The organism is Pseudarthrobacter sp. Hb11, assembly GCF_059383655.1.
Genome location: NZ_JBWZCM010000001.1, coordinates 552,333 through 577,059 on the forward strand (window position 1 = coordinate 552,333; position 24,727 = coordinate 577,059).

General features: G+C 63.9%; 23 protein-coding genes, 1 tRNA gene and 2 pseudogenes. 9 read left to right on the top strand and 17 right to left on the bottom strand.

Features of this window, described 5'->3' with window-relative positions; all coding sequences use genetic code 11:
- Positions 1-104 precede the first annotated feature (104 nt).
- The gene (locus tag AC50X7_RS02575) at positions 105-320 is read right to left on the bottom strand and encodes a hypothetical protein (protein ID WP_494977610.1); all 216 of its coding nucleotides are present in this window, start codon (positions 318-320) and stop codon (positions 105-107) included.
- Between the two features lie 193 nt (positions 321-513).
- On the opposite strand from AC50X7_RS02575, the gene AC50X7_RS02580 reads away from it, so the two are divergent.
- Both AC50X7_RS02580 and AC50X7_RS02585 read left to right on the top strand, forming a co-directional pair.
- Positions 514-1,026, top strand: coding sequence for a hypothetical protein (locus AC50X7_RS02580; RefSeq protein WP_494977611.1), 513 nt, complete (start codon positions 514-516; stop codon positions 1,024-1,026).
- Between the two features lie 296 nt (positions 1,027-1,322).
- Positions 1,323-1,847 (top strand): hypothetical protein, encoded by a 525-nt coding sequence (locus tag AC50X7_RS02585; protein WP_494977612.1) that lies wholly within the window; start codon positions 1,323-1,325, stop codon positions 1,845-1,847.
- 331 nt (positions 1,848-2,178) lie between these two features.
- Here the strand turns inward: AC50X7_RS02585 and AC50X7_RS02590 are convergent, their stop codons facing one another.
- Positions 2,179-2,739, bottom strand: coding sequence for a phosphoribosyltransferase family protein (locus tag AC50X7_RS02590; protein WP_494977613.1), 561 nt, complete (start codon positions 2,737-2,739; stop codon positions 2,179-2,181).
- A gap of 204 nt (positions 2,740-2,943) precedes the next feature.
- Here AC50X7_RS02590 and AC50X7_RS02595 point away from each other — a divergent pair, with 204 nt between their 5' ends.
- From AC50X7_RS02595 to AC50X7_RS02620, 6 genes are all read left to right on the top strand, one after another.
- Positions 2,944-3,510, top strand: coding sequence for a hypothetical protein (locus tag AC50X7_RS02595; RefSeq protein WP_494977614.1), 567 nt, complete (start codon positions 2,944-2,946; stop codon positions 3,508-3,510).
- A gap of 33 nt (positions 3,511-3,543) precedes the next feature.
- A complete protein-coding gene (locus AC50X7_RS02600; protein WP_494977615.1) occupies positions 3,544-4,086 on the top strand; it encodes a hypothetical protein in 543 nt (180 codons plus the stop codon).
- A gap of 64 nt (positions 4,087-4,150) precedes the next feature.
- Positions 4,151-4,681 carry a hypothetical protein gene (locus AC50X7_RS02605; RefSeq protein ID WP_494977616.1) on the top strand — a complete coding sequence of 177 codons (531 nt, stop codon included), beginning with the start codon at positions 4,151-4,153 and terminating at the stop codon, positions 4,679-4,681.
- A gap of 130 nt (positions 4,682-4,811) precedes the next feature.
- Positions 4,812-5,267: a hypothetical protein gene (locus tag AC50X7_RS02610; RefSeq protein WP_494977617.1), complete on the top strand. Its 456-nt coding sequence runs from the start codon at positions 4,812-4,814 to the stop codon at positions 5,265-5,267.
- 13 nt (positions 5,268-5,280) lie between these two features.
- A complete protein-coding gene (locus AC50X7_RS02615) occupies positions 5,281-5,448 on the top strand; it encodes a hypothetical protein (RefSeq protein ID WP_494977618.1) in 168 nt (55 codons plus the stop codon).
- Entirely contained in the window at positions 5,445-6,131 is a 687-nt protein-coding gene (locus AC50X7_RS02620) for a helicase associated domain-containing protein (RefSeq protein ID WP_494977619.1), read from the top strand. Before AC50X7_RS02615 ends, AC50X7_RS02620 begins: the two co-directional genes overlap by 4 nt.
- Positions 6,132-6,258: 127 nt before the next feature.
- Here the strand turns inward: AC50X7_RS02620 and AC50X7_RS02625 are convergent.
- The 4 genes and pseudogenes from AC50X7_RS02625 to AC50X7_RS02640 form a co-directional block, all read right to left on the bottom strand.
- Positions 6,259-6,597, bottom strand: a pseudogene (locus tag AC50X7_RS02625) (ParA family protein); the annotation flags it as partial.
- 236 nt (positions 6,598-6,833) lie between these two features.
- Complete coding sequence (locus tag AC50X7_RS02630; protein WP_494977620.1) at positions 6,834-7,436, bottom strand: hypothetical protein; 603 nt, start codon at positions 7,434-7,436, stop codon at positions 6,834-6,836.
- A gap of 13 nt (positions 7,437-7,449) precedes the next feature.
- Entirely contained in the window at positions 7,450-7,815 is a 366-nt protein-coding gene (locus AC50X7_RS02635; protein WP_494977621.1) for a hypothetical protein, read from the bottom strand.
- A gap of 651 nt (positions 7,816-8,466) precedes the next feature.
- Positions 8,467-8,548 (bottom strand) — tRNA-Leu (locus tag AC50X7_RS02640).
- A gap of 204 nt (positions 8,549-8,752) precedes the next feature.
- Here AC50X7_RS02640 and AC50X7_RS02645 point away from each other — a divergent pair.
- A complete protein-coding gene (locus tag AC50X7_RS02645; protein ID WP_163163231.1) occupies positions 8,753-9,358 on the top strand; it encodes an ANTAR domain-containing response regulator in 606 nt (201 codons plus the stop codon).
- Positions 9,359-9,460: 102 nt separating this feature from the next.
- Here AC50X7_RS02645 and pyk read toward each other — a convergent pair whose 3' ends face one another.
- From pyk to hisI, 11 genes and pseudogenes are all read right to left on the bottom strand, one after another.
- A complete protein-coding gene (pyk, locus tag AC50X7_RS02650; protein ID WP_494977622.1) occupies positions 9,461-10,951 on the bottom strand; it encodes a pyruvate kinase in 1,491 nt (496 codons plus the stop codon).
- 64 nt (positions 10,952-11,015) lie between these two features.
- Complete coding sequence (locus tag AC50X7_RS02655; protein WP_494977623.1) at positions 11,016-12,473, bottom strand: glutamate synthase subunit beta; 1,458 nt, start codon at positions 12,471-12,473, stop codon at positions 11,016-11,018.
- Positions 12,466-17,026, bottom strand: a pseudogene (gene gltB / locus AC50X7_RS02660) (glutamate synthase large subunit). Before gltB ends, AC50X7_RS02655 begins: the two are co-directional and overlap by 8 nt.
- 264 nt (positions 17,027-17,290) lie before the next feature.
- Entirely contained in the window at positions 17,291-18,457 is a 1,167-nt protein-coding gene (gene lgt, locus AC50X7_RS02665) for a prolipoprotein diacylglyceryl transferase (protein WP_494977624.1), read from the bottom strand.
- Between the two features lie 3 nt (positions 18,458-18,460).
- On the bottom strand, positions 18,461-19,270 hold the full coding sequence (gene trpA, locus AC50X7_RS02670; RefSeq protein ID WP_494977625.1) for a tryptophan synthase subunit alpha: 810 nt from the start codon (positions 19,268-19,270) through the stop codon (positions 18,461-18,463).
- Positions 19,267-20,595, bottom strand: coding sequence for a tryptophan synthase subunit beta (trpB, locus tag AC50X7_RS02675; protein ID WP_494977626.1), 1,329 nt, complete (start codon positions 20,593-20,595; stop codon positions 19,267-19,269). The genes trpA and trpB overlap by 4 nt, the downstream gene beginning before the upstream one ends.
- 118 nt (positions 20,596-20,713) lie before the next feature.
- Positions 20,714-21,535, bottom strand: a complete 822-nt coding sequence (gene trpC, locus AC50X7_RS02680) for an indole-3-glycerol phosphate synthase TrpC (protein WP_494977627.1) — start codon at positions 21,533-21,535, stop codon at positions 20,714-20,716.
- Entirely contained in the window at positions 21,535-21,822 is a 288-nt protein-coding gene (locus tag AC50X7_RS02685) for an HGxxPAAW family protein (RefSeq protein WP_494977628.1), read from the bottom strand. The genes trpC and AC50X7_RS02685 overlap by 1 nt, the downstream gene beginning before the upstream one ends.
- A gap of 105 nt (positions 21,823-21,927) precedes the next feature.
- Positions 21,928-22,572, bottom strand: a complete 645-nt coding sequence (locus AC50X7_RS02690; RefSeq protein ID WP_494977629.1) for a Trp biosynthesis-associated membrane protein — start codon at positions 22,570-22,572, stop codon at positions 21,928-21,930.
- Complete coding sequence (locus tag AC50X7_RS02695) at positions 22,572-24,134, bottom strand: anthranilate synthase component I (protein WP_494977630.1); 1,563 nt, start codon at positions 24,132-24,134, stop codon at positions 22,572-22,574. The genes AC50X7_RS02690 and AC50X7_RS02695 overlap by 1 nt, the downstream gene beginning before the upstream one ends.
- A gap of 112 nt (positions 24,135-24,246) precedes the next feature.
- Complete coding sequence (hisI, locus tag AC50X7_RS02700; RefSeq protein ID WP_494977631.1) at positions 24,247-24,702, bottom strand: phosphoribosyl-AMP cyclohydrolase; 456 nt, start codon at positions 24,700-24,702, stop codon at positions 24,247-24,249.
- Positions 24,703-24,727: the final 25 nt, after the last annotated feature.

The following is a 24,727-nucleotide window of genomic DNA, read 5'->3' on the forward strand; positions in this document are numbered from 1 at the left end:
GTCCTGCTGTCTCGCAGAAGGATCCTTTTCGTGCTGCAGTAAGTCTCACCGCTCAGCATCGAAAGCAGGCCCGCACCCCCGAAGGCCCCGCTCGGCCAAGCATCCTAGCTACCAGTTGCATCGCCGTTGAGTTTTCGTGCTTCCAGACGGTCTATCCTGCGGTTGTTGAAGATAGTAAAAGCAATGGCTGCTAAAAGAAAAATCGGTGGCCAATAGCCAAAGCGGCTGTCATTTGAAACAGCTATGAATAACGAGATACACACGATCCCGGACAGGATAAGGGTCACAGTCGGTGTTTTCTTATCCCAATAACGTGCCATTGGTCTTCCTTGACTCCCAAATGCCATCGAATGGATACGGGGCCCACCAGGGGATTAAGGGTCAAGTGTCCCTTACCTACACGATGAAGTCGATGGTGCCCCTGCTCCCGAACCAGGAACCTCCCGTTGAAGGTTCCTGCAGCGGGGCCACTGGCAGAGCCAGCCCTGACTTCAGAGCTGGGAAACTAGATTTGTGGAGAAACTGATCAATTCACTGACGTTCGTTGAGAACGAGCTGGAGTGGACGGAGTCGAGGTTCCGATTGTTCCGCCGGCGGCAGGTAGTCCAAGTCCGCGCGCCCATTCAGGAAATCTACATAGACGGCCTACCGTTGCTCGCGCTGACCGAACCGTCCGAGGCAGACAACCCCGATCGCAAGATCCCCCTGCCCTGGGCCGATAGCCCTAAAGAGTCTTTGGATCAACTGAGGCAGCTCCTTGGCGGCCCACTGCCAGCGGACAGGAACGGACGAACCTGGCTCTTGTACTGCCAATGTGGAGACCCCGGCTGCGGAGGCGTGAGCACCCGCATCAGCATCACGGAGAAAACTGTCACCTGGTCTGACTTCGGGTGGGACGACATCTTCGGCAACCCCACGGAAGCCGTAGAGATCGACAGGACGTTCGTATTCGAGCGGGCAGAGTATGAAACTCTACTTCACAGCCTCATCGGCCAGTTCTCAGGAAAATCCAATCGCAATCTCTGAGACCTGGAAGCCCGGCTGCCGGCCATCGCGTTCGCTTTGGTCACTCGCGCCGATTGGGCTAGTCCGTCAGTACCGTTCCGGTAGCGGTTCGGCTTACGGGCACCAAGGTGACAAATAGCGCTGCTAAAAATGCCGCCACTTACCGGGGCGAATCACATACTTGTGCGGATGGTAGTCGTCGCCGGAATCGTGTGCAGCGTCCTGGTCTCCAAGCTGATACCGCAGTTCTAATGGGCTGCGTTTCCTCCCCATGGGATTAGCCTCCGGTATGCGAACTCAACATATAGGATTCGCGGATGAGGATGTCTTACCCGCACTGGATCCAATTTCAAGGTCAAGGGCTTGGCCTCGTGTGGCAAACGGATGATGAGGCTGGTGACGAAGATACGGACGGCGTTCTCGTCCACAACGGCCAGATCGTCTGGGCCCGCACCCAAGAGGACTTCCCGGAGTTGGCCCGCCAGCACAACCTCACCTTGGACCCAGGCAACGAGGAATTCCAGAACCTTGATGGGATCGAAGACCTTCTCCAGCTGCCGGCATCGGATGACACCTGCGCGCAGCTGCTGAATGCGTGGAACCTTCTGGGCGACATTGCATGCAGCGTCAACGCATCCCTTGATGACCGCGGACCAGAAACAGACAAGTGTTACGACAAACTCTTTTACGGCAATAATCTCCCCAGCATTACCCCACCAGGTGAGCATTACAGCCCGCTTTTCGATGACCACGAGCAGCGTGTCATCAGCGAGATATTGAACCGTGGCCGGGTGATCTTGACCAACCGCCTCGACCGCAGCGCGACGACGCCCGGAAACTGACACGGCCATGAGGCCAGCCGGTGCTTTCATTCCGGTTGCCGGTCCCGACAAGAGATCAGGGCTTGTAGATCCGGTGCGCGCCGTTAGCACTCCGACTCCCGCCTTCCTGGCTACTTGGCCTCGGGTATCTCCCGGTCGCTTCCTAATGGTGGTCACTCTTGGTTCTTTGCGCAGCCGGGCTCGCGTATCTGGTTTATGTGCGCGGTCGCGACGGTCATTACTGGAATGAGGAAGAAGCTCGGCGGGCAGACTGGGACCGTCGGGGCAGGCAGCTTTAGTCGGGACACAAAGGATCCGAAGGCAAACCCACAATGAAACAGGTCGTCGTGGGCTAGAGCTCCCGAATATGGAAGACAGCCTTGAGGTTCAGTTGGCGGCGCGGCGGGCTTTCCTTGAGGTTGTCGATCAGCACGGACGCTCCAACCCACGTCGCTCCGGTCTCCGCGACGAGTCTTTGCAGTGCCAGCAGCTGGCCGCCGGTGTCGATTAGATCGTCCACAGCGAGAACACGGTCTCCCGAGCGGATGAGGCCTTTGGGTATCCCCAGCTCAAGGTGACGATCTTTATAGTCGGGCGGGCTGGTGACTGTTACCCAAGGATCGCTGTCGAAGGAAGGCGCTGCGTCTTTAGGTATTGGGCAGAAGCCGGCACGCAGGCTGGCGGCGGTAAGGCTGCCGGTCAGGTATCCGCTGGCTGATGGGCCAATGACCACAGTCGGAGCGGCGTCACGAAACGGTTCGGCGAGCAGGTCTCCAATGCCGGCTATGACTTCTGGCTCCCGCCACCACTTGTACAAGTTGAAGTATTCCCGGCCGGTCTGGGGACTGACTTTCCACTGAAAGATCTCCGCCATTCTCTGTCGAAGTTCCTTGGTGGTGGTGATGGCAGCCATGGATCGAATCGTAGTTCGTTACTTTCCCGGGCGGCGTCGGTGACCCTCTGGCTACGACTTCCTCGGTCCCCGCTTCCCCAGGTCACGGTGCCTTCGTGAAGTGTCCCGTTAGGGAGTGGCACATAACCCTGAGACCTCCGGGCAGGCTCAAATAGACAGAGTTTGCCCTGTTCAGACAGGAACCACCTGTGTAACACTTCGGGCATGAACGATCCACGAAGCCGGATTCTGCCACTCCTCCGCCAAGGCGAACGGCTTTTATGGGTCGGTCAACCCGACCCGAAGGTTCGCTTCACAGGCGCTGATGCATTCCTCGTGCCTTTCAGCATCCTCTGGGGTGGATTCGCGATCGTGTGGGAAACCATGGTTATTACCCAAGGCGAGTCACCTCTGTTCATTATTTGGGGCATTCCATTCGTCTTGGTGGGTCTGTACTTCATTTTCGGGCGCTTCATCGTCAAGAAACGTCGGAAGATCGCCACCGCCTACGGCCTCACAGATAGTCGCGCGATCGTCTGCACAGGGGACAGATCAGTTGCTGATGCTCCAGTAATGGGTATGCCAAGCAAGGTCGACAGATCCAGGGACGGCAAGCATGTGAGTGTGACATTCGGGTACCAGAGCGCGATGGGTCTTTTCGGCATGTATCAGAACACAGGGATGGACTTCTTCAGCTTTGGCTTGGGACAAAACGTCGCCTTTTTTGACGTCTCAGACGCCGATGGCCTGCTGATGGCTTTGGATCAGGTCCAGGCACGGAGTAAACCGTAACGGCAGAACCCTATCGTGCCTAGCGTGGCCAGCATGAGGGAATGGGGCACCAAGCATCCCGGTGCACTAGCCATATTGGTTGGTGTGGCCGGGGGCGTTCTCATCCTGGCCGTTGACCTACTCCTCGCACGCCGTCTCGATCAGGCGACTTTCAACGCAGTCTTCTACGCGCTGTTTAATGGTGGGGGCTGGTACTTCACCGTGAAGAAAACCCGTAAGACCGCGGCCAGACTCGCCGAGCACGGGCAGGCGGTGGTGTTTCTGCGGTATCCGAACTCACCACCCGGCTCTTTGAGCGGCATCTGGGACATGGGCGTGGCCACCCCAGCTCCGGTTCGGATCGAGTTCCAGCCGGTCGTTTACGACACCTTGGTACCCAGGGGCCGCAGCAAATCCCTTACCGGGCTCCGCGTCCTGGCACCGCCGCGACGACGGGAGCGCAACGACTCAAAGCAGGGCATACCGTCGAGGTTCCAAGTCATGGCACTCCAGTCGGACGGGGGAGTCATCGAGATAGCCGCAAGCCCCGAAACCCTCCAAAAGATCCAGGAAACCCTCGATTCCACAGACCCGTGAGCGGGTTGCAGTCGGCCACCGGCTTACGGACAGTGGCTGGAGCTCCCGCACATAGGATTCACGCATGACTTCACCCGCCCAACTTTCCGGACATGAGCCCAGATCTCCTGAGGGTCAGGCATTTTCACGCCGATTAGCCGAAATTGTGACCCAGTGGGGTATTCCCGGCGCGGGCCCTGACGCTTTCAACGTGGTCGGTGGACTTATCCCGTTAGTGATCGTTCTGCAGGTGCCCGACGTCGTAGTGCCCAATAATCAGTGCACTCTTCAGATTGCTTACTGGCCTGATCGGGACGGCTCTCCACTCGTCAGTGGAGAGTGGGGCGATGATCACCTGCTGGAAGGGCAAGGGCACGACGAAGGCGACCTCCTGATCAAAGGCGTGGCGCTCTCGCCAACCGAGTGCGCGGAAAAGGCCGCCGCATGGTTGAAGGATCAGCTTCATCGCCCACTGGTACGAGAGGACTGGACAAGAAGGGGAAAGGTGATCAAATCGAAGTGGATCCTAGATGACACCAAGAAGGTAGTCGTGGCTCATCATAAGATTTCGATGTCCATAGGATCACTTGAACACCGCACTACTCGCCTACGCTGAACCCCTCCCGAGGGTATCCACGGGTCACGCCCGCCTAAAGCGCCGGCGATGCTTCCCCTAGGCTAGGACGATCAGCACCGGAGCAGCTCGTTGCCCGGCGCGGTTTGTCGAATCAACTCAGGGGGAAGTTGTGAAGGTAAGACTTGGACTAGCAGGAATTGCTGCTGCCATCGCACTGGCGGACTGCGCCAGTGCGGAAGCCGCCTCGCCCGATGCCGCACCTTCAGTAGCAGCCGCGGTCGAACCTCCGACAACAGTACGTGGGTACGAGGGTTGGTGGAATGCAACCCCGTTCTCCGGTGACGCCACAGGACTCCCCCAGGAGACCGTGGCCGTAAATACCAGGACCGGTAAAGTCGTCGATGCCTTCAACCGCTCGATGAACGACGCCGGGAAAGTCACCAACGTCTCCGATGTTGATTACGCCGTTGTACCTGACCCTGCCTGGCCGGCGGACTCGGTGGTCATTATTGAGACAGCTACAGGCGAAGTCATAGAGAGCTTCCCCGTGAATCAGAACGGCGAGCCCATCTACGACGCCACAGGCAACTCAAACCGGGAGAGGCCCCACGGGGTCAAGCCCTAGGACGGAGGTAACCGTGAACCTCGCTCCAAGCTTCGGTATCTTGGCCGTGCTCTGCATTGTCGTGATGGCTGTACTGATCGGCCTGGCGATCTACGTCCTGATCCTTGTGATCACATTTCTTCGACTGCGCATAGCTGAGCTGCGACGCACCGCGCCGCCAAAAGGAGAAGATCCTACGTGAAGCGCGCCGCCCCTGACCCGGAGTTCGTGCTGATGTACCGGAAGGGCATCCCAACATCAACGATTGCCGCCCTAGAGGACGTCGCGGAGACCACCGTCCGCTACCACCTTCAGATCGCTGCCCGTGCAGAGCCTGGCATCCGGGCCGAGCACAAAGCAGCCCTGCCCCCTAAAGCCCAACGAACGCCCGAGGCAGGCTTGCGGAACCTGGCCGACGTCATCGCCTTCCACGAATCCGAGGGCAGGCTGCCCGTCACCCACGCCAAAACGGCAAGGGAGTGGGCCCTGGGTTCGTGGCTGGTACACCGACGGCGGGAATCGGCACAAGGAACCCTCTCCCCCACCTACCGTGAGGCCCTGACGGTCATCCCCGGATGGGACAGGACCTCAACACGAAAGGCGGACGACGAGGCACGCTGGCAGCAGCGGCTTGAGGAACTGCAGAAAATCCGGGCCGCCGGCGGCGACTGGCCGAGGCATCAGAAAACGGACGACACCCACGAACGCACCCTGGGCGTGTGGCTGCATGGACAGCGGATCGACTACCGCGCCGGCCGGCTGGACCCTGCCAAGGAGAAAAAGCTGAACGAGGCCATACCTGGATGGCGGAAAGGCCGCGGCCACAGGGGCGGTCTCCACCGGCCCGGGTCAAAACCCTCTGACCTGTATTCTGACCAGCCTTGATACCGGCAACCGGTTCTGAGCAAAACAGCGACTGGAAATCCCCGTCTTCGCCGACAAAACTCCGCAACTCAGAAGTTGGTATAAAACGGTCGTTTTTGATACTCCCGCCGGCGCGCACCAGTGCGTACCGGGCAGCTGCCACAGCTGCCGCCTGCAGTGGCTCGTTCCCTAGCGGGCAATCAAGCAGAACGAGGTCGTACTCCCCCGCAACATTGGCGAGCAGTTTAGCCAGGGCTAACTGTGCAGCGTCTCGGTCTTTCTGGGCCTTGGCCCCCAGGAATGCAGCAGCGTCGTCAAGTTGTGGTCCTCCAGCAATGACGTCCAAATTGAGTCTGATGTCCATTAGCAGGTCCGGCTCTGCCCCAAAGCACAGCGCAACTGCCAAGCTGCTGCCACCATCCCCTTTGTCGGCATAGCCAAGGTCCTCAGCCAGGTTGCCCTGGGGATCCAGATCGACGAGCAGGACACCTGGTCCGGCCTCGGACTAGAAGTCCGCCCACGTTTGCAACCAAGCTGGTCTTGAAGACCCCACCCTTGCCGTTGAAGACTGCGATGACAAGCTCCACCGCCCGGAGGATGAACCGTCGCGGGCATACGTGGGATGCTGGTCGAGGATTGCTGCTGATGGCCCCGCCCTGCGGTTGCACCCGTAAGCATCTGCTTTAGGGGGCTGGTCGTCCTGGCCTGCAAACCCGGTACGCCTTATCCGGCCCATCGATTCTTGCCAAAGATGCGCGCAACGGCATCATTGATGCGCTGAATCTCGGCTTCGCTGTAGCCCTTCTCGGCGAGGCTGGGAGGGACCTCCCTTTGCAACGGGGCTCGGTACGACCGCCGCGACGGGGCCTCAACCGGCCTCGTTGTTCCCTCCCGATATGCCCTTAGCTGTGCCAGCCGGGCTGACTCGGGCTTATCCCCGATGTACTCTGCCAGACCGGGCGGCGGCACAAGAACGCCCGCGGCCGAGATGCTCCACTCCGCCAGCGGCGCAGACGCGTAATGGGTGGGGACGCGCACCTGATCCTCCGCCGTGGGGTGACGGTACCCACTAGAGTAATTCGCGACGAGGACCCCTATCGACTCCTCTTCCACGTCTAACACGACGCTCGTCAGCGGCAGGTCGAGGACCAGATGGGGAACGTCCGGGGACCACAGCCATACGTCACGAACTCCCCCGCTTTCATACCCGCCGTGGCGACGGTCCCAGTCCTTCCGTTCCATCGGCATGCGCTGGACCTCGAAAGCGAGCTGTTGGCCGCTGGCGAGAGCCGCCTTCACGTCGCTCCGCAGCCGGACACCGGTCACCCAAAACTCTTCTTCAATGGACCACGGGAGGACGTAGTGCTGGCCCCTTGGCCCAATCCATGATGAGTTGCTTGCCGCGCAAGTGCTCAGCAGTTTCCCCGTGCCTACCCAGCCCGTCGGGCGCCTCCCCTTGCTGGTGCCGGAAGTGGAGACGCCTCCTCTGGGACTCGACGAGGATGACTGCAACGTCGCGGCCGTCCTGCTTGCAGTCGATGCACACGATGTCCTTGGAGCCCTTATACCCATAACGGTCGTAGTAAGAGCTATTCCCCCGGCTCATCGCCTCCGCGGCGACAACATGTCCTTCGGCGTTGTTGTACGCGACCAAGGGGTCCGAGGGCTCCCAGTTGCGCGGGTAGAGCGGACGTACTTCAACCATGGAGACAGTATGAGCCGACGGGCTGACATTTCGTGACGGGTCGCAACAAAGGATCCTTTGTCGAGACAGGAGAGCCGACCTGTCAGCCGTTTGGAAGCCCCTTGCTTCGCAGCGGTTCCAGAGAACGAAGGCGTCTCAACAACGTGTCTCACTTGGGACTATCTCAACTAAAGGGAAAGTAACCTTTGATGCCCCGACCCACCCTGATACATCGCCCTCTGTCCAAACACTTAAGGAGTTAGTTATCAGTCCACTCCTGTCCGTCCGTCTTGGAGCGCTCCGCGCCCACGCTCTTGAACCCCAAGAGCAGGCTTCGCTGTTGTCCTTCTGACGGCTCCTGCGCGTCTTAGTGGAGCCCTCCAATAGCGTTCGCGCCCCAATTCGGCGAAGTCATGTCGTCCCCGCCACCCGGACCATGAACAGGTGTTGACCACCCCCGACCAACCCGACAGAACCGGAACGAGGAACCGTATAACCCAGACCACAGCAGGCGGAGGCCCATTAGCCAGGGCCTTGAACCCGCCACCCCATACACCTGAATAGGCCACCGCGGCGGCCAGGCCACAGCCCGCGCCCTAGCGTCAGAGGGACGCCACCACAAGCTATGTCAACACTTTAAAGCAAAAACCCCTCTGACGAGGGGATCTACTGTGCCCGAGGTGGGACTCGAACCCACACACCTTTCGATACCGCATTTTGAGTGCGGCGCGTCTGCCAATTCCGCCACTCGGGCGCGGAATACATGGAACAAACCGGTACGCCCACAGCTGATTGTGAGCAACGCGATCGCTTCACGTACGCGGAATTACTCTACATGCAGATAGGCTGAATTCCAGAATCGCGCCGCCGACGCCGCACACCGACCATGCAGATCAAGTACAGGACCGGGCGCACCTAAGATAGTGATGTCCCCGCCGTACCTTTCCAAGGAGATCCCGTGACTGAACAGACGGAGTCAAAACCCACGTCCCAACCGGCGCGCCGCGTCGTTGTGGCCGAGGATGAAACCCTCATCCGCCTCGACATCATCGAAATCCTGCGCGGCGAAGGCTATGACGTCATCGGCGAAGCGGACAACGGCGAGAAGGCCGTGCAGCTGGCCGAGGAGCTGAAGCCGGACCTGGTCCTGATGGACGTCAAGATGCCCGTTATGGACGGCATCTCCGCAGCAGAAAAGATCGTTAAAGCCCGCATCGCCCCCGTGGTGCTGCTGACCGCGTTCAGCCAGAAGGAACTCGTGGAGCGTGCCCGCGACGCCGGCGCCATGGCCTACGTGGTGAAGCCCTTCACGCCTGCCGACCTCATCCCGGCGCTGGAAATCGCCCTCTCCCGCCACGAGGAGATCAAGGCGCTCGAAAGCGAAGTCTCCGACCTCCAGGAGCAGTTCGCCACCCGCAAGCTGGTCGAACGCGCCAAGAGCCTCCTCACCACCAAGATGGGCCTCACGGAGCCCGAAGCCTTCCGCTGGATCCAGAAGACCTCCATGGACCGCCGCCTCAGCATGCGCGAAGTCGCCGAGACCATCATCAACCAGGTCAACTAGCGTCGCCTGATCGGGCCTGCTGATCTCAAAAGGCGCACTCACCGGGCCACAACGAAAAGGACCCCTGCCAATCGGCAGGGGTCCTTTTTGCTACTCGAAAGCCTAGGCCTTCTTCTTCTTTTCCGGCCAGGGGCCGAGCTTTTCCTTGTTGCTGACCGCTTCACCAACGCGGGCGGTATCGGCGAGGTCGCCCACCTTGTGCACCTTCAGGGAGTTGGTGGAGCCAGCCTTTCCGGGAGGCGAACCGGCGGCGATAACCACCAGGTCGCCGTCGTCCACAAGCTCCATTTCCAGGAGGCTGCGGTCAACCTGCGCGGTCATCTCATCGGTGTGGTCCACCATCTGGACCAATACCGGCTGGATGCCCCAGGTCAGCGCCAGCTGGTTCCAGACCTGCTCCACCGGAGTGAACGCAAAGACCGGCTTGATGGGCCGCAGACGCGAGAGCCGGCGTGCCGAGTCGCCCGACTGGGTGAAAGCACAGATGTACTTCGCATCCAGCTGGTCAGCGATTTCGACGGCGGCACGGGTGATGGCGCCGCCGCGCGTCTTCGGCTTGGTACCCAGCGGAGGAACCCGCTCAAGGCCGTGGACCTCGGTGGACTCGATGATCCGAGCCATCACCTTGACGGTCTCGATCGGGTACTTGCCCACGCTGGTCTCACCGGAGAGCATCACGGCGTCGGCACCGTCAAGCACCGCGTTGGCGCAGTCCGAGGCCTCGGCGCGGGTGGGGCGCGGGTTGTCGATCATCGATTCCAGGACCTGGGTTGCCACGATGACCGGCTTGGCCCAGCGGCGGGCCAACTCAATGGCACGCTTCTGGACGATCGGCACTTCCTCCAGCGGAAGCTCCACGCCCAGGTCGCCACGGGCCACCATGATGGCATCGAACGCGTCGATGATCTCGTGCAGCTGATCAACGGCCTGCGGCTTCTCGATCTTGGCGATGACCGGCACACGGCGGCCTTCCTCGTCCATGATCTCGTGCACGCGGACGATGTCGGACGCGTCGCGCACGAACGAGAGGGCCACCAGGTCCACACCGCGGCGCATGGCCCAGCGGAGATCGTCCTCGTCCTTTTCGCTCAGCGCCGGAACGTTGACCGCAACGCCGGGCAGGTTGATGCCCTTGTTGTTGGACACCATGCCGCCGACCGTAACCTCGGCAACAACCTTGACGTCGTCAACAGCCGTGGCACGCAGGGCCACCTTGCCGTCGTCGATCAGCAGGGCATCTCCCACATTGACGTCCTCGGTGAGGCTCTTCAGCGTGGTGGAGCAGATGTCCTTGGTTCCCGGGACGTCCTCGGTGGTGATGGTGAACGTGTCACCCTCGGCGAGGGCATGCGGACCATCCACAAAACGGCCCAGGCGGATCTTGGGTCCCTGCAGGTCAGCCATGATGGCAACCGGCTTGCTCAGGTCGGCCGCCGCCTTGCGGACGTTCTCGTAGGTGTTGTCATGCACGGAGTAGTCACCGTGGCTCATGTTCATGCGGGCGACGTCAACGCCCGCCTCCAGCACCGCGAGGGTGTTTTCGTAGCTGGCAATTGCCGGGCCGAACGTAGCCACAATTTTTGCGCGTCTCATATACCTACCCTATTGGTCACTTGCATTGGTTAAGTTGTCGTGGAGGTGAACCCTCGATGCCGCTCTAGAGGACTGCGATGGCGCGGTCGGTAGGCGCCACGGGTGCGGGCAGGATGGTGCTGCCCATCAGGTACTTGTCCACTGCGGCTGCTGCGGCGCGGCCTTCGGCGATGGCCCAGACGATGAGGGACTGGCCGCGCCCGGCGTCGCCTGCAACAAAGACGCCCTCGGTGTTGGTCATGTAGTAGCCGTCCCGGGACACGTTGCCGCGGCCGTCAAATTCGGCGTGGACCTGCTCCGTGATGCCCGCCGGCTCGGCGCCCGTGAAGCCCAGGGACAGGAAGACCAGGTCCGCGGGGATGATCCGCTCTGTGCCTGCCTTGGGCAGGCGCTTGCCGTCAACGAACTCCGTCTCGGCAACCTTCACGCCGGTCAGCCGGCCGTTCTCGCCAACAAACTCAACGGTGGACGCAAGGTAGGTCCGCTCGCCGCCTTCTTCGTGCGCGCTGGCCACCTCAAACAGCGTGGGGAACGTCGGCCACGGCTGGTGGCCCGCCCGCTCGGCCGGGGGCTGTTTGCCGATGGCAAGGGTAGTCACTGATGCAGCACCGTGGCGGTGTGCAGTGCCGAGGCAGTCGGCTCCGGTATCACCGCCGCCGAGGATCACCACATGCTTGCCCTGGGCGTGGATCTGGTTTTCCACGGTCTCCCCCGCCACAACGCGGTTTGCCGGGACCAGGTAGTCCATCGCGAAGTGGACACCTTCCAAGTCGCGGCCCGGGATAGGCAGGTCGCGCGGAACAGTAGCGCCGGTGCAGACCACGACGGCGTCGTAGCGCCTTCGCAGCTGCTCCCAGGTGACGTCCGTACCCACCGATACTCCGGTGCGGAAACGCGTTCCCTCCGCCTTCATCTGCTCGACGCGGCGGTCAACCTGCTCTTTTTCCATCTTGAAGTCGGGGATGCCATAGCGCAGCAGGCCGCCGATCTTCTCGTCCCGCTCGTACACGGCCACGGTGTGGCCCACGCGCGTCAGCTGCTGCGCGACGGCCAGGCCGGCAGGTCCGGAGCCGACGACGGCAACCGTCTTACCGGTCAGGCGTGCCGGAGGCAGCGGGCTGACCCAGCCGTTGTCCCAGGCTTCATCGATGATGGAGACTTCCACCTGCTTGATGGTCACGGCAGGCTGGTTGATCCCCAGCACGCAGGACGCCTCGCACGGGGCCGGGCACAGCCGGCCCGTGAACTCCGGAAAGTTGTTCGTGGCGTGGAGCCGCTCGATGGCTTCCTCGCCCTTGTCCCGCCACATGAGGTCGTTCCACTCGGGAATAAGGTTGCCCAGCGGGCAGCCCTGGTGGCAGAACGGCACGCCGCAGTCCATGCAGCGGCCTGCCTGGGCCTTCAGGGTGCCCTTCTCCTGCGCCTCGTAGACTTCCTTCCAGTCCATGATGCGGACGGGAACGGGACGCCGCGGCTGGGTTTCCCGCTGGCGTACTTTCAAAAATCCGCGTGGATCAGCCACCGGTTACCTCCAGGATTCGGGACCACACTTCTTCGCCGTCGGGGTCCAGGCCCTCTTCGATGGCGTCGAGACGGGTTTGCAGCACCGCCGCGTAGTCGCGCGGCAGCACCTTGGTAATGCGGGCAGCGGTGTCATCGAAGTTCTCGAGGAGCCGCGCGGCCAGCTGGGAGTCAGTTTCTTCAACGTGCTTGACCAGGAGTCCGTGCACGATGTCGCGGTCCTCGGCGTCCAGCTCGCGGAGCTGGAGTTCACCGGACTGCAGTGCGTCCTTATTGACCTTGGCAGAGTCCAGGTCAAGGACGTAGGCGGTACCGCCGGACATGCCGGCACCGAAATTGCGTCCGGTGCGCCCGATGATCACGGTCTGGCCGCCGGTCATGTACTCGCAGCCATGGTCGCCGATGCCTTCGACGACGGCGGTGGCACCTGAGTTGCGGACCAGGAAGCGTTCGCCTACCTGGCCGCGCAGGAACATTTCGCCGCTCGTGGCGCCGTACCCGATCACGTTGCCGGCGATGACGTTGGTCTCCGCCGTGAACACGTTGGTGCGGTCCGGCCGGACGATGATGCGCCCACCCGACAGGCCCTTGCCCACGTAGTCGTTGGAGTCGCCGAACAGCCGCAGGGTGATGCCCGCGGGCAGGAAGGCGCCCAGGGACTGGCCGGCGGTGCCGCTGAGGGTGACGTCGATGGTGTCCGTGGCGAGAACGTCCGTGCTGAACGTCTTGGTAACCACGTGGCCCAGCATGGTGCCCACGGAGCGGTCAGTATTGATCACGTCAACAGAGATCTTCACCGGGCTGCGGTCAGTCAGGGCCTCCGTAGCCATGGTGATCAGCCGCTGGTCGAAGTGCTTGTCCAGCTCGTGGTTCTGACCGGTCATGTTCCGCAGCGGGGCGTCGTCGTCGAACTCCAGCCCGTGCAGGATCGGATCCAGGTCCAGGCCGTCGGCCTTCCAGTGGTTGACGGCTTCGCGGGTGTCCAGGACCTCAGCGTGGCCGATGGCCTCTTCGAGGCTGCGGAAGCCCAGCTCGGCAAGGATTTCGCGGACTTCCTCGGCCAGGAACTCGAAGAAGTTGACCACGAATTCCGGCTTGCCGCTGAAGCGTGCCCGGAGTTCCGGGTTCTGCGTGGCGACGCCCACGGGGCAGGTGTCCAGGTGGCAGACGCGCATCATGATGCAGCCTTCCACCACCAACGGGGCGGTGGCGAAGCCGAACTCCTCGCCGCCCAGCAGCGCGGCAATGACCACGTCGCGGCCGGTCTTGAGCTGGCCGTCCACCTGCACCACCACGCGGTCGCGCAGGCCGTTAAGCATCAGCGTCTGCTGTGTCTCGGCGAGGCCGAGCTCCCACGGGACACCGGCGTGCTTGAGCGAGTTCAGCGGCGAGGCGCCGGTTCCGCCGTCGTGGCCGGAGACGAGTACCACGTCGGCCTTCGCCTTGGTCACGCCGGACGCCACAGTGCCGATCCCGACTTCCGACACCAGCTTGACGTGTACCCGGGCCGAGGGGTTGGCGCGCTTGGCATCGTAGATGAGCTGCGCGAGGTCCTCGATGGAGTAGATATCGTGGTGCGGGGGCGGGGAGATGAGTCCGACGCCGGGGGTCGAGTGGCGGGTGCGGGCCACCCACGGGTAGACCTTCTGCGCCATGAGCTGGCCGCCCTCGCCGGGCTTTGCACCCTGCGCCATCTTGATCTGGATGTCGTCGGCGTTGGTCAGGTAGAGGCTGGTGACGCCGAAGCGGCCGGAGGCGATCTGCTTGACGGCGGAACGGCGCTTCGGATCGAGAAGACGGTCCACGTCCTCGCCGCCTTCACCGGTGTTGGACTTGCCGCCCAGCTGGTTCATGGCGATGGCCAGCGTCTCGTGGGCCTCCTGGGAGATGGAGCCGTAGCTCATGGCACCGGTGGAGAACCGCTTCACGATGCTGGAGACCGGCTCCACTTCCTCGAGCGGAACAGCCGGGCGCTCGTTCTTGAACCTGAGCAGGCCACGGAGGGTCATCAGGTTCTGGGACTGGTCGTCCACTCCCCTGGTGTAGGCCTTAAAGATGTCATAGCGGCGCTCACGCGTGGCGTGCTGCAGCCGGAAGACCGTCTCGGGGTTGAACAGGTGGGGCTCGCCGTCGCGGCGCCACTGGTACTCGCCGCCGCCCAGGAGCGGGCGGTGGGGCTGCTCGATGCCGCCCTCCGGGTACGCCATCTGGTGGCGCGCCGAAACCTCGGCCGCTATGACGTCCAGGCCCACGCCGCCGAGCTGGGAGTGGGTGCCGGCGAAGAACTCATCCACCAGCTCCTGCCCGAGGCCAAGCGCTTCGAACGTCTGGGCGCCGGTGTAGGAGGCAACGGTGGAGATGCCCATCTTGGACATGATCTTCAGGACGCCCTTGCCGAGGCCCTTGATCAGGTTGTAGACGCCGTCCTGCGGTGTTACCCCGGTAACGTCGCCGGCAGCAATCAGCTGCTCCACCGATTCCATGGCCAGGTACGGGTTGACGGCGGAGGCGCCGTAGCCGATCAGGACCGCGACGTGGTGCGTCTCGCGGACGTCGCCGGCCTCGACCACCAGGGCGGTCTTGGTGCGGTTGGCGCTGCGGAGCAGGTGGTGGTGCACGGCGCTGACCAGCAGCAGGGACGGGATGGGCGCCCACTGTGCGTTGGAGTCACGGTCGGACAGCACGATGTACTGGACGCCGCGGTTGATGGCGCCGGAGACCTGCTCGCAGATTTCGGTGAGCCGGGCGCGAAGCGCGTTCTCGCCGCCTTCCGGGCGGTAGAGCCCGCGGACCTTCATGGCCACACGGAAGCCGTCGGAGTCCTCCATGTTGGCGATCTTGGCCAGCTGGTCGTTGTTGATCACCGGGAACGGCAGCTGGACCTGAGGCTGGCGGACCTGCTTGGTGTCCAGGAGGTTGCCGTTGGGGCCGATGGCACAGGTCAGCGACGTGACCAGCTCTTCACGGATGGCATCCAGCGGCGGGTTGGTCACCTGCGCGAACGACTGCACGAAGTAGTCGAAGAGCAGGCGGGGCCGCTTGGACAGCACGGCCACCGGGGTGTCCGAGCCCATCGCGCCCAGAGGCTCTGCGCCGGTGCGCGCCATCGGGCCGAGCAGGATCTTCAGTTCCTCGGTGGTGTAGCCGAAGGTGCGCTGGCGGATGTTCACCGAAGCGGCCGTGTGGACCACGTGCTCGCGCTCGGGAAGATTCTTGAGATCGATCAAGTTGTCCTTGACCCACTCGGCCCAGGGGTTGGCAGCGGCGACTTCGGCCTTGACCTCTTCGTCGTCGATGATGCGGCCGGACTCGGTGTCCACGAGGAACATCTTGCCCGGGGACACGCGGCCCTTCTTGACCACCTTGGAGGGTTCGACGTCGATGACGCCCACCTCGGAGGCGAAGACGATCAGGCCGTCCTCGGTGATCCAGTAGCGTCCCGGGCGCAGGCCGTTGCGGTCCAAGGTGGCGCCCACGAGGTTGCCGTCGGTGAAGGAAACAGCCGCCGGGCCGTCCCACGGTTCCATCAGCAGGGAGTGGTACTCATAAAACGCACGCCGGGCCGGATCCATGGTGGCGTGGTTTTCCCAGGCCTCGGGGATCATCATCATGATCGAGTGCGTGATGGGGCGGCCGGAGAGCCACAGCAACTCGGCTACCTCATCGAAGGACGCGGAGTCCGAGGCGCCGGGGGTGCAGATGGGGTACAGCTCTTCCGGGGAGTCACCCAGCAGCGGGTTGGCGAGCTGGGACTGGCGGGCGCGCATCCAGTTCCGGTTGCCCTTGACGGTGTTGATCTCACCGTTGTGCGCGATGGTGCGGAAGGGCTGGGCCAGCGGCCAGGACGGGAACGTGTTGGTGGAGAAGCGGGAGTGGACGATCGCCAGCTTGGTCTTGAAGCGCTTGTCCGAGAGGTCCGGGTAGAACGGCTCGAGCTGGGCCGTGGTGAGCATGCCCTTGTACACGATGGTCCGGGAGGACAGCGAGGGGAAGTAGACGCCGAACTTGTTCTGGGCGCGCTTGCGGATCCGCCAGGAAGGGCTGGGAGAAGTACGGCATGCAGGCGCGGGCCATGGCACCGACGAGGTCGGCGACAATGGGCACCTCACGCCAGCCGAGGACCGTCAGGCCCTCGTCAGCCGCGAGGCCCTCGATCCCTGCCTTGGCGGCGTCGGCCTCCCGCTGTTCGGCGGGGAGGAAAGCCGTACCGGCCACGAACTGGCCGGGAGCGGGAAGTTCGAACTCAGTGACCGCGCGGAAGAACTCGTCCGGGATCTGCATCAGGAGGCCCGCACCGTCACCCGTGCCTTCGTCCGCGCCCACGGCACCGCGGTGCTCGAGGTTGCGCAAGGCGGTGAGGGCGGCGTCCACAATGTCGTAGCCGGGCTCGCCGCGGAGCGTGGCGATGATCGCAAGACCGCAGGCGTCCTTCTCCTGCTCCGGGTTGTACAGCCCGCTTGCCTCCGGGAGAGCCGCGAACCGCTTGAATGGCGACATGGCAGTCTCAGGCTGATCCGGTTCGGACCAGCTGGGCGTGTGAAGAGTTTGGGTCATGGGAGACGTCCTTCCTCCTGATCGTGCGTATGGAAGGGACAACGTTGGCCCCACTCGTGCGGCGCCGCGGTTATGGGCACAACAAAGTGTTGATTACTGGAAATTGTAGGTCAGCGCGGCCTGCTGAACTAACAGTTACGCAGGCCCCTGCCCCGGGCAACACCGGACAGCAGCTCTACGCTGTCCGGGGTGGCCCCGATGCCACGACACTGTGGTGATTGGGCGCTTCGAGCGGTGGCTCTACTGCCCTGCCTGGCCCGCGCGCTACTTGGTAGCGCCGGCTTCCGGCGCGGTTCCTGTGGCTGTGCTGCCAGAACTTCCGGCAACGGTTGCGTCCGGTCCGGGCTTGGGGCCCGCCGGCGCAGCCTCGGCTTCTTCCGTGGGGACGGAGGCATGCCGGGAACCGCTTTGGTTATCAGGGAGATTATCACGCGATTCACTATCTGAGACAGCGGGGTCCATATCACGGACTGGATCACCGGCCGCCACCACTGCGTTTGCAGCCGGCTTTGCCTCCTGCTTTTCCGCTGGCTCCCGGCCCGGAAGGTAGACAGTGTCCGGCTCCGTACGCTTCTTTCTTCCCAGCAGGATGAACGCCGCAAGGGCGGCCAGGAACACGAAGATGCTGGTCCAGACGTTCAGCCGGGTGGTGATGCCGAACAGGGAAATCTGTTCCGCATCGTCAATGCGCATTGCCTCGATCCAGACCCGGCCAAGGGTGTAATACATGGCGTAGAGCCAGAACAGCCTGCTGCGGCGGAAGTTGAACTTCCGGTCCAGGGCGAGCAGGATCAGGACGCCGGCCAGGTTCCACAGCGATTCGTAGAGGAACGTGGGGTGGAACAGGGTGTCGGCGGGGACTCCCGCGGGGAAGTTGGCGTTGTCCGCGTCGATCTGCAGCCCCCACGGCAGGGTGGTGGGTCCGCCGAACAGCTCCTGGTTAAAGTAGTTGCCCCAGCGCCCCACGGCCTGGGCCAGCAGCAGCCCGGGTGCGGCGGCGTCCAGGAAAGCACTGAGCTTGACGCCGCTGCGGCGGCAGCCAATCCACGCGCCCACGACACCCAGGACCACGGCGCCCCAGATTCCCAGGCCGCCGCGCTGGATCTGCGGGATCAGGGAGAGGTCGCCGGTGCCGTCGAAGCCGGGACCGAAGTACGCGTCGGGCGAGGAGACCACGTGGTACAGGCGGCCGCCTATGATGCCGAAGGGAATCGCCCAAACAACGATGTCCCAGACGCTGCCTTCAGGTGCACCGCGCTTGGCCCAGCGGGCGGAAGTCAGCCACAGGCCCACCACGATGCCCGCCAGGATGCACAGTGCGTAGGCGTGGATGCGCAGCGTCCCCCAGGGCAGGGGAATGTCGAAGCCGGACCAGTCCGGGCTGGGGATGCTGGCCGGCACCATGGCGGCCGCCGAAAGGAGCGTCTGCATTGATTAGGCTTCTTCCCTGGACAGGCCGGTGCTGAGGTCCTTGGTGAGGGCAGCTACGGCGTCCACTCCGCCGTCGCGGATGGCTGCCACCAGCGCAGTGCCCACGATAACGCCTTCGGCGTACGCGGCGATCTCACGGACCTGCCCGGCGTTGGAAACGCCCAGACCGACGCAGACGCGCTCGGCGCCGGCCGCGTGGGCCGCGGCAACCACGTCCTTGGCTGCGGTGCTGACGGAGGTCCTGGCACCGGTGACGCCCATGATGGACACGGCGTAGACGAAGCCGCGGCTCGCGTCCACCGTCCGCTGCATGCGCTCCGTGGTGGAGGACGGGGCCACCAGGAACACCCGGTCCAACCCGTACTTGTCCGAGGCTTCCATCCACTCGGCCGCCTCGTCAGGAATGAGGTCCGGGGTGATAAGTCCGGCTCCCCCGGCCTCGGCCAGGCGCCGCGAAAACTCGTCCACGCCCATCCGGACTACCGGGTTCCAGTAGGTCATCACCAGGACAGCGGCATTGGTCTTGCTGGTGATGCCTTGCACCACATCAAAGACCTGGCGGACGGAGAAGCCCTTGGCAAGCGCCTCCGTGGTGGCAGCCTGGATGACCTGGCCGTCCATCACGGGGTCCGAGTACGGGATGCCGATTTCGATGAGGTCGGCGCCGTTCTCGGCAAGGGCGATGCCCGCGGCGATGGTTTCCTCAACGCTGGGGTAGCCGGCGGGGAGGTAGCCGATGAGGGCTGCCCGGCCTTCGGCGCGGGCCTTGTCGATGGCCGCCGCCGACTTGCTGATGGTCTGTGCAGTGGTCACAGCTGCTCCCCCTCTTTGCCAATTTCCGCCTCGGCGGAGTCCTCGTCCAACAAATCGAACCATTCGGCTGCGGTGGCCACGTCCTTATCGCCACGGCCCGAAAGGTTCACCACCACGATCTTGTCCTCTGCCGTTCCGCCGCCTGCTGCGGCTTCGGCAGCAAGCCGCTGCCCCACCTTGATGGCGCCGGCCAGTGCATGGGAGGACTCGATGGCGGGAATGATGCCCTCGGTGCGGCACAGGAGCTTGAAGGCATCCATGGCCTCGCTGTCCGTGATGGGCTCGTAGCTGACGCGTCCGATGTCAGCGAGGTAGGAGTGCTCCGGGCCAACGCCGGGGTAATCGAGGCCGGCGGAGATCGAGTGGGACTCGATGGTCTGGCCGTCGTCGTCCTGCATGAGGTAGGAGCGCGCGCCGTGCAGGACGCCGGGCTTGCCGAGCGTGATGGTGGCCGCGTGGCGGCCCGTCTCCACGCCGTCGCCGCCTGCTTCGAAGCCGTAAATTTTCACGGACGGATCGTCAAGGAAGCCGTGGAAGATGCCGATGGCATTGGAGCCGCCGCCGATGCAGGCGCAGACGGCGTCAGGAAGACGGCCGGCCTGGTCCAGGATCTGGGCGCGGGCTTCCTCGCCGATTACTTCGTGGAAGTAGCGGACCATGGCCGGGAAGGGGTGGGCGCCGGCGGCCGTGCCAAGGAGGTAGTGGGTGTTGTCCACGTTGGCCACCCAGTCCCGGAGGGCGTCATTGATGGCGTCCTTGAGGGTCTGCGATCCGCTGGTGACGGGGATCACGGTGGCGCCGAGGAGCTCCATGCGGGCAACGTTCAGCGCCTGGCGCCGGCAGTCCTCCGCACCCATGTACACCACGCACTCCAGGCCCATCAGGGCGGCGGCGGTGGCACTGGCCACGCCGTGCTGGCCTGCGCCGGTTTCGGCGATGACGCGGGTCTTGCCCATGCGCTTGGCGAGGAGTGCCTGGCCCAGGACGTTGTTGATCTTGTGCGAACCGGTGTGGTTCAGGTCCTCGCGCTTGAGGAAGATCCGGACTCCCCCGGCGTGCTCGGAGAAGCGCTTGGCTTCGGTGAGCAACGACGGACGGCCTGAATAGTTCTTGTTCAGGTCCGCGATCTGGGCCCGGAACTCGGGATCTTCCTTGGCCTTGTCGAACGTTTCCTCGAGTTCGTCCAAAGCGGCGATCAGGGACTCCGGCATCCAGCGTCCCCCGTAACTGCCGAAGTAGGGTCCCGGAGCGTGCTTGAGGGAGCCGCCCTGCAGGAATGCTTCTGCGGCGTTGTTGTCAGCGTTCGCTGAGGGTGCGTCGGCCATCAGTCCCGTCCTGTTCCAGTTGATCGTTCAGTAAGTGTGATGTTCCGGCAGCGTTGCCGGGACAGAATCCGCGGGGCGGCAAACAGCCCCTGACCACAGCGTGTGCAGGGGCGTAAGGTCAGCCGCGGGCAGCGATGGCGGCGGCGCCTGCCGCCGTGAATTCGCCAATCCGCTCACGCGGGGTTGAGTGGCTGACCAAAGCTTCGCCCACCAGGACTGCGTTGGCGCCGCTGGCGGCATACTGCGTGACGTCGTCCACGTTGCGGACGCCGGACTCTGCAACCACGAGGGCCTCAGCCGGAATCCGGCCCGCCAGGGACGCGAAAACGGAGCGGTCGACGTCGAGCGTCTTCAGGTTCCGCACGTTGACTCCGATGATGCGCGCCCGGGCCGCGACTGCCCGCTCAATCTCCTCTTCGGTATGTGTTTCCACGAGGACGTTCATACCGAGCTCCCGGCTGAGCGCCGAGAACTCCGTGAGCTGGGCATCGGACAGCGCCGCCACGATCAGCAGGATCAGGTCTGCCCCATGTGCACGGGCTTCCCAAATCTGGTACTCGTCGAGCGTGAAATCCTTGCGCAGCACAGGAACGTCCACCGCGGCACGCACGGCATCCAGGTCCGCGAGTGAGCCGTTGAAGCGGCGCTGCTCGGTGAGGACGCTGATGACGGAGGCTCCTCCGTCGGCGTACTGCCGTGCGAGCGAAGCAGGATCACCGATGGCCGCGAGGTCACCCTTGGACGGGCTGCGGCGTTTGATTTCCGCGATGACTTTCAGCTGCTTCCGGGACGGTGAGGGGCCGCCGAGGGCTGCCCAGGCATCGCGGGCGGGTGCCGCGGCCTGGGCCAGGTCCTTCAGTTCAGCGAGGGAAACAAGGCGTTTCCGCGCGTCCATATCCTCCCTGACACCGGCATTGATGTCATCGAGAACAGTTGCCATCAGTGGCCGGAGTTCTTCAGCTTGCTGCCTTCGACGCCGTAGCCTGCCTTGCGCATGATCCAACCGAGGATCAGGCCGATCACCATAACGCCGATGCCGCCAATAAAGATGGGGGTGCTGGCGATGACGAAAGCGATTGACGCGATGAGGGCGCCCACCAGCATCACGATGACGCAGGTCCAGGCCGCGGGGCTGTTGCCGTGGCCGAGTTCCTGGCTGTGGTCAATGGTGCCGGGGGCTACCGTGCGGGTGCCTGACTTGGAAACGGACGCAGGTGCTTTGCTCATGGAAAATCTCCTCAGGGTGGATACTGCTTACATTCTGCCATTTATTGGCCGCTGGCCGCGTATTGGCAGCCTGCCCGCCTGGACCGCTGGCGGGCCGGTGACGGCTCAGGTCGGGTCGTCGCCGCGGGAGAGCCGGTCCCAGCTGTCGATCTCGTCCACCGGACCAGCCGCTGCGGCAGCGCTTCCGGTGGCCGGTGCGTCATATTTGGTCCTGGTTTTCCAGTACCGCCCTGCGGGAATGATGAGCAGGGCTGCCAGGGCCAGCAAACAGCCGGCGACGACGGCGAGCACCGGGAAGGCGGTGACCTCGACTTGCGCCTGGCTGCCGGTGATCCCGGTGGCGGCCGCGATGGCCCCTTGGGCTGCGGCCAGCGGACTGGCCAGGACGGTGGCGGCGGCGGCAACGATCCCTGCCGAGGCGAGGACGATGATGGCGGTGATGATCCACCTCGCGATCCTCCCTGCGATCGCAGCGGCCAGTCCGCCGGCGAGAGCCACCAGGGCCAGCGCCGTCACGGCAGTGGCAGCTTTGCTGCCCTGGACCTCAAGTGCCGTCTGCGCGGCGCCAGCCTGGCCCACCTGGTTCGCATCCAGTGTGACGGTCATCCACGTTTGGGTGGTGGTGCCAAATACGGCCAGCGCCAGGACCGCGACGAGCAGCACCAACGTGGACTTCCGGGCCCAGGCAGGGGTGCCGGAAGTCTTTTGTGTGGCCGCCGTCTGCCCCGCTTCCGGCCCCTGGGCCGGCATCAGGATCCCGTCCCGCCCGGCAACGTCTCCGCCGAGATGTTCTGCAGCGAACCTGCCGTGTGCACTGCGCGGAGCGGGGCTGCGGCCTTGTTCACGGTCTCGAGGGCTTCTGTCGGGTTGACCGAATCGGCCACGATGCCGCCGCCGGCCTGGACATATGCCCGGCCCTCGCGCAGCAGGGCGGAACGGATGGCGATGGCCATGTCCATGTCGCCGGCAAAATCGAGGTAGCCCACGACGCCCCCGTAGATTCCGCGGCGGTGCGGTTCGAGCTCGTCGAGGAGCCGCAGGGCGCGGGGTTTCGGCGCCCCCGAGAGGGTTCCGGCCGGGAACGTGGCCTTCAGCACGTCGTAGGCCTTGGCCTGCGGCGAGAGCTGGCCCACCACCGTGGAGACGAGGTGCATGATGTGGCTGAAGCGCTCCACCTCCATAAACTGCGTGACATCCACAGTCCCGGCCACGCACACCTTGGAAAGGTCATTACGGGAAAGGTCCACGAGCATCAGGTGTTCGGCGCGTTCCTTCTGGTCCGCCAGGAGCTCCTCGGCGAGTGCTTTGTCCCCCTCTACCGTCTTGCCCCGCGGGCGCGATCCGGCGATGGGATGGGTGATGACTTCTTCACCGGTGACCGTTACGAGGGCCTCCGGCGAGGACCCGACGATGGAGTACTCCCGGCCCTCGGCGTCCTCGAGGCTGAAGATGTACATGTAGGGGCTCGGGTTGGTGTTCCGAAGGACCCGGTAGACGTCCAGGGCCGAGGCCTTGCACTCCATTTCGAAGCGGCGGGAAATCACCACCTGGAACACCTCGCCGTCCACAATGGCTTCCTTGCCCCGGTCCAGCGCAGCCAGGTACTCGGCTTCGTCCCAGCGTTCCTGCACGCTTGAGGCAAAGTCCAGTGCGGCGGGGGCCAGGACGGAGACGGGCTGCGCCACCGGCGTACTGACCTTGGCCAGGAGCGCCTTGACCCGGGCCACGGCGTCATGCCAGGCCTCGTCCACGCGCTCGGAGCTGTCATCGAAGTTGATGGCGTTGGCGATCAGCAGCACTGTGCCGTCAACGTTGTCGTGCACGGCCATGTCGGTGACCAGGTTCAGCGCCATCTCCGGCAGCTGCAGGTCATCCTCCGGCGGGCTCACCAGGCGTTCCCAGTGCCGCACAGTTTCCCAGCCGAGGAAACCCACCAGGCCGGAGGTGAAGGGCGGCAGGCCATCGAACCTGTCCGTGCGGAGGGCTTCGATGGTGTCGCGGACGGCGTCCACGGGGCTGCCGTCCACCGGGACACCTGCGGGCGGCTCACCCAGCCAGTGCGCGTTGCCGTCCTTGGTGGTGAGGGTTGCGCGGGACCTGGCGCCGATAAAGGAGTAGCGGGACCATGCCCCGCCCACCGCAGCGGACTCCATCAGGAACGTTCCGGGCTGCCCCTGCGCGAGCTTCCGGTACAAACCAATGGGGGTCTCGGCGTCGGCAAGTACCTTGAGCCGGACGGGGATGACGCGGCTGTGGCCGGCCAGTTCCCGGAACTCCTCAAGGCCCGGGCTGATGATTCCAAGGTCCTGCATCGCTATGCTGTTCCGCCTGTTCTAGTAGGGGCCGGCCGGGCCGGCGCCTGTCGGTGTGCTTGCAGGGGTGGCCAGCCCTTCCCTGCTTTCCGCAGCAGCCTGCGGATGAAAGTCAGTCTGCCTGGCCGGTGGTGACGTTAAGGTCCCTGCCGTCGAAGCAGGTGCGGGTGCCGGTGTGGCATGCGGCGCCTACCTGGTCCACGCGGACCAGCAGCGCGTCACCGTCGCAATCCATGGCCACGGACTTCACCCACTGCACGTGCCCGGACGTATCTCCCTTGCGCCAGTACTCCTGGCGGGAGCGGGAGTAGAAGGTCACCCGGCCGCTGGTCATCGTGCGGTGCAGCGCCTCGTCATCCATCCAGCCCAGCATGAGCACCTCATTGGTGTCGTACTGCTGCACGACGGCGGCCACCAGGCCTGCGCTGTCACGCTTGAGGGCCGCGGCCAGCTCCGACGGAAGCGGGCCCGCCGGCGATGCAGCGGAGGGGGTTCCGGCCAGGCCTGCCGGCGGCGCTGCGGGCAGGGCGGAACCAGGGGTCGCGGTGGGGGTGGGCTGCTCAGACATCAGGTCAAGTCTAGTGCCTTGGCCA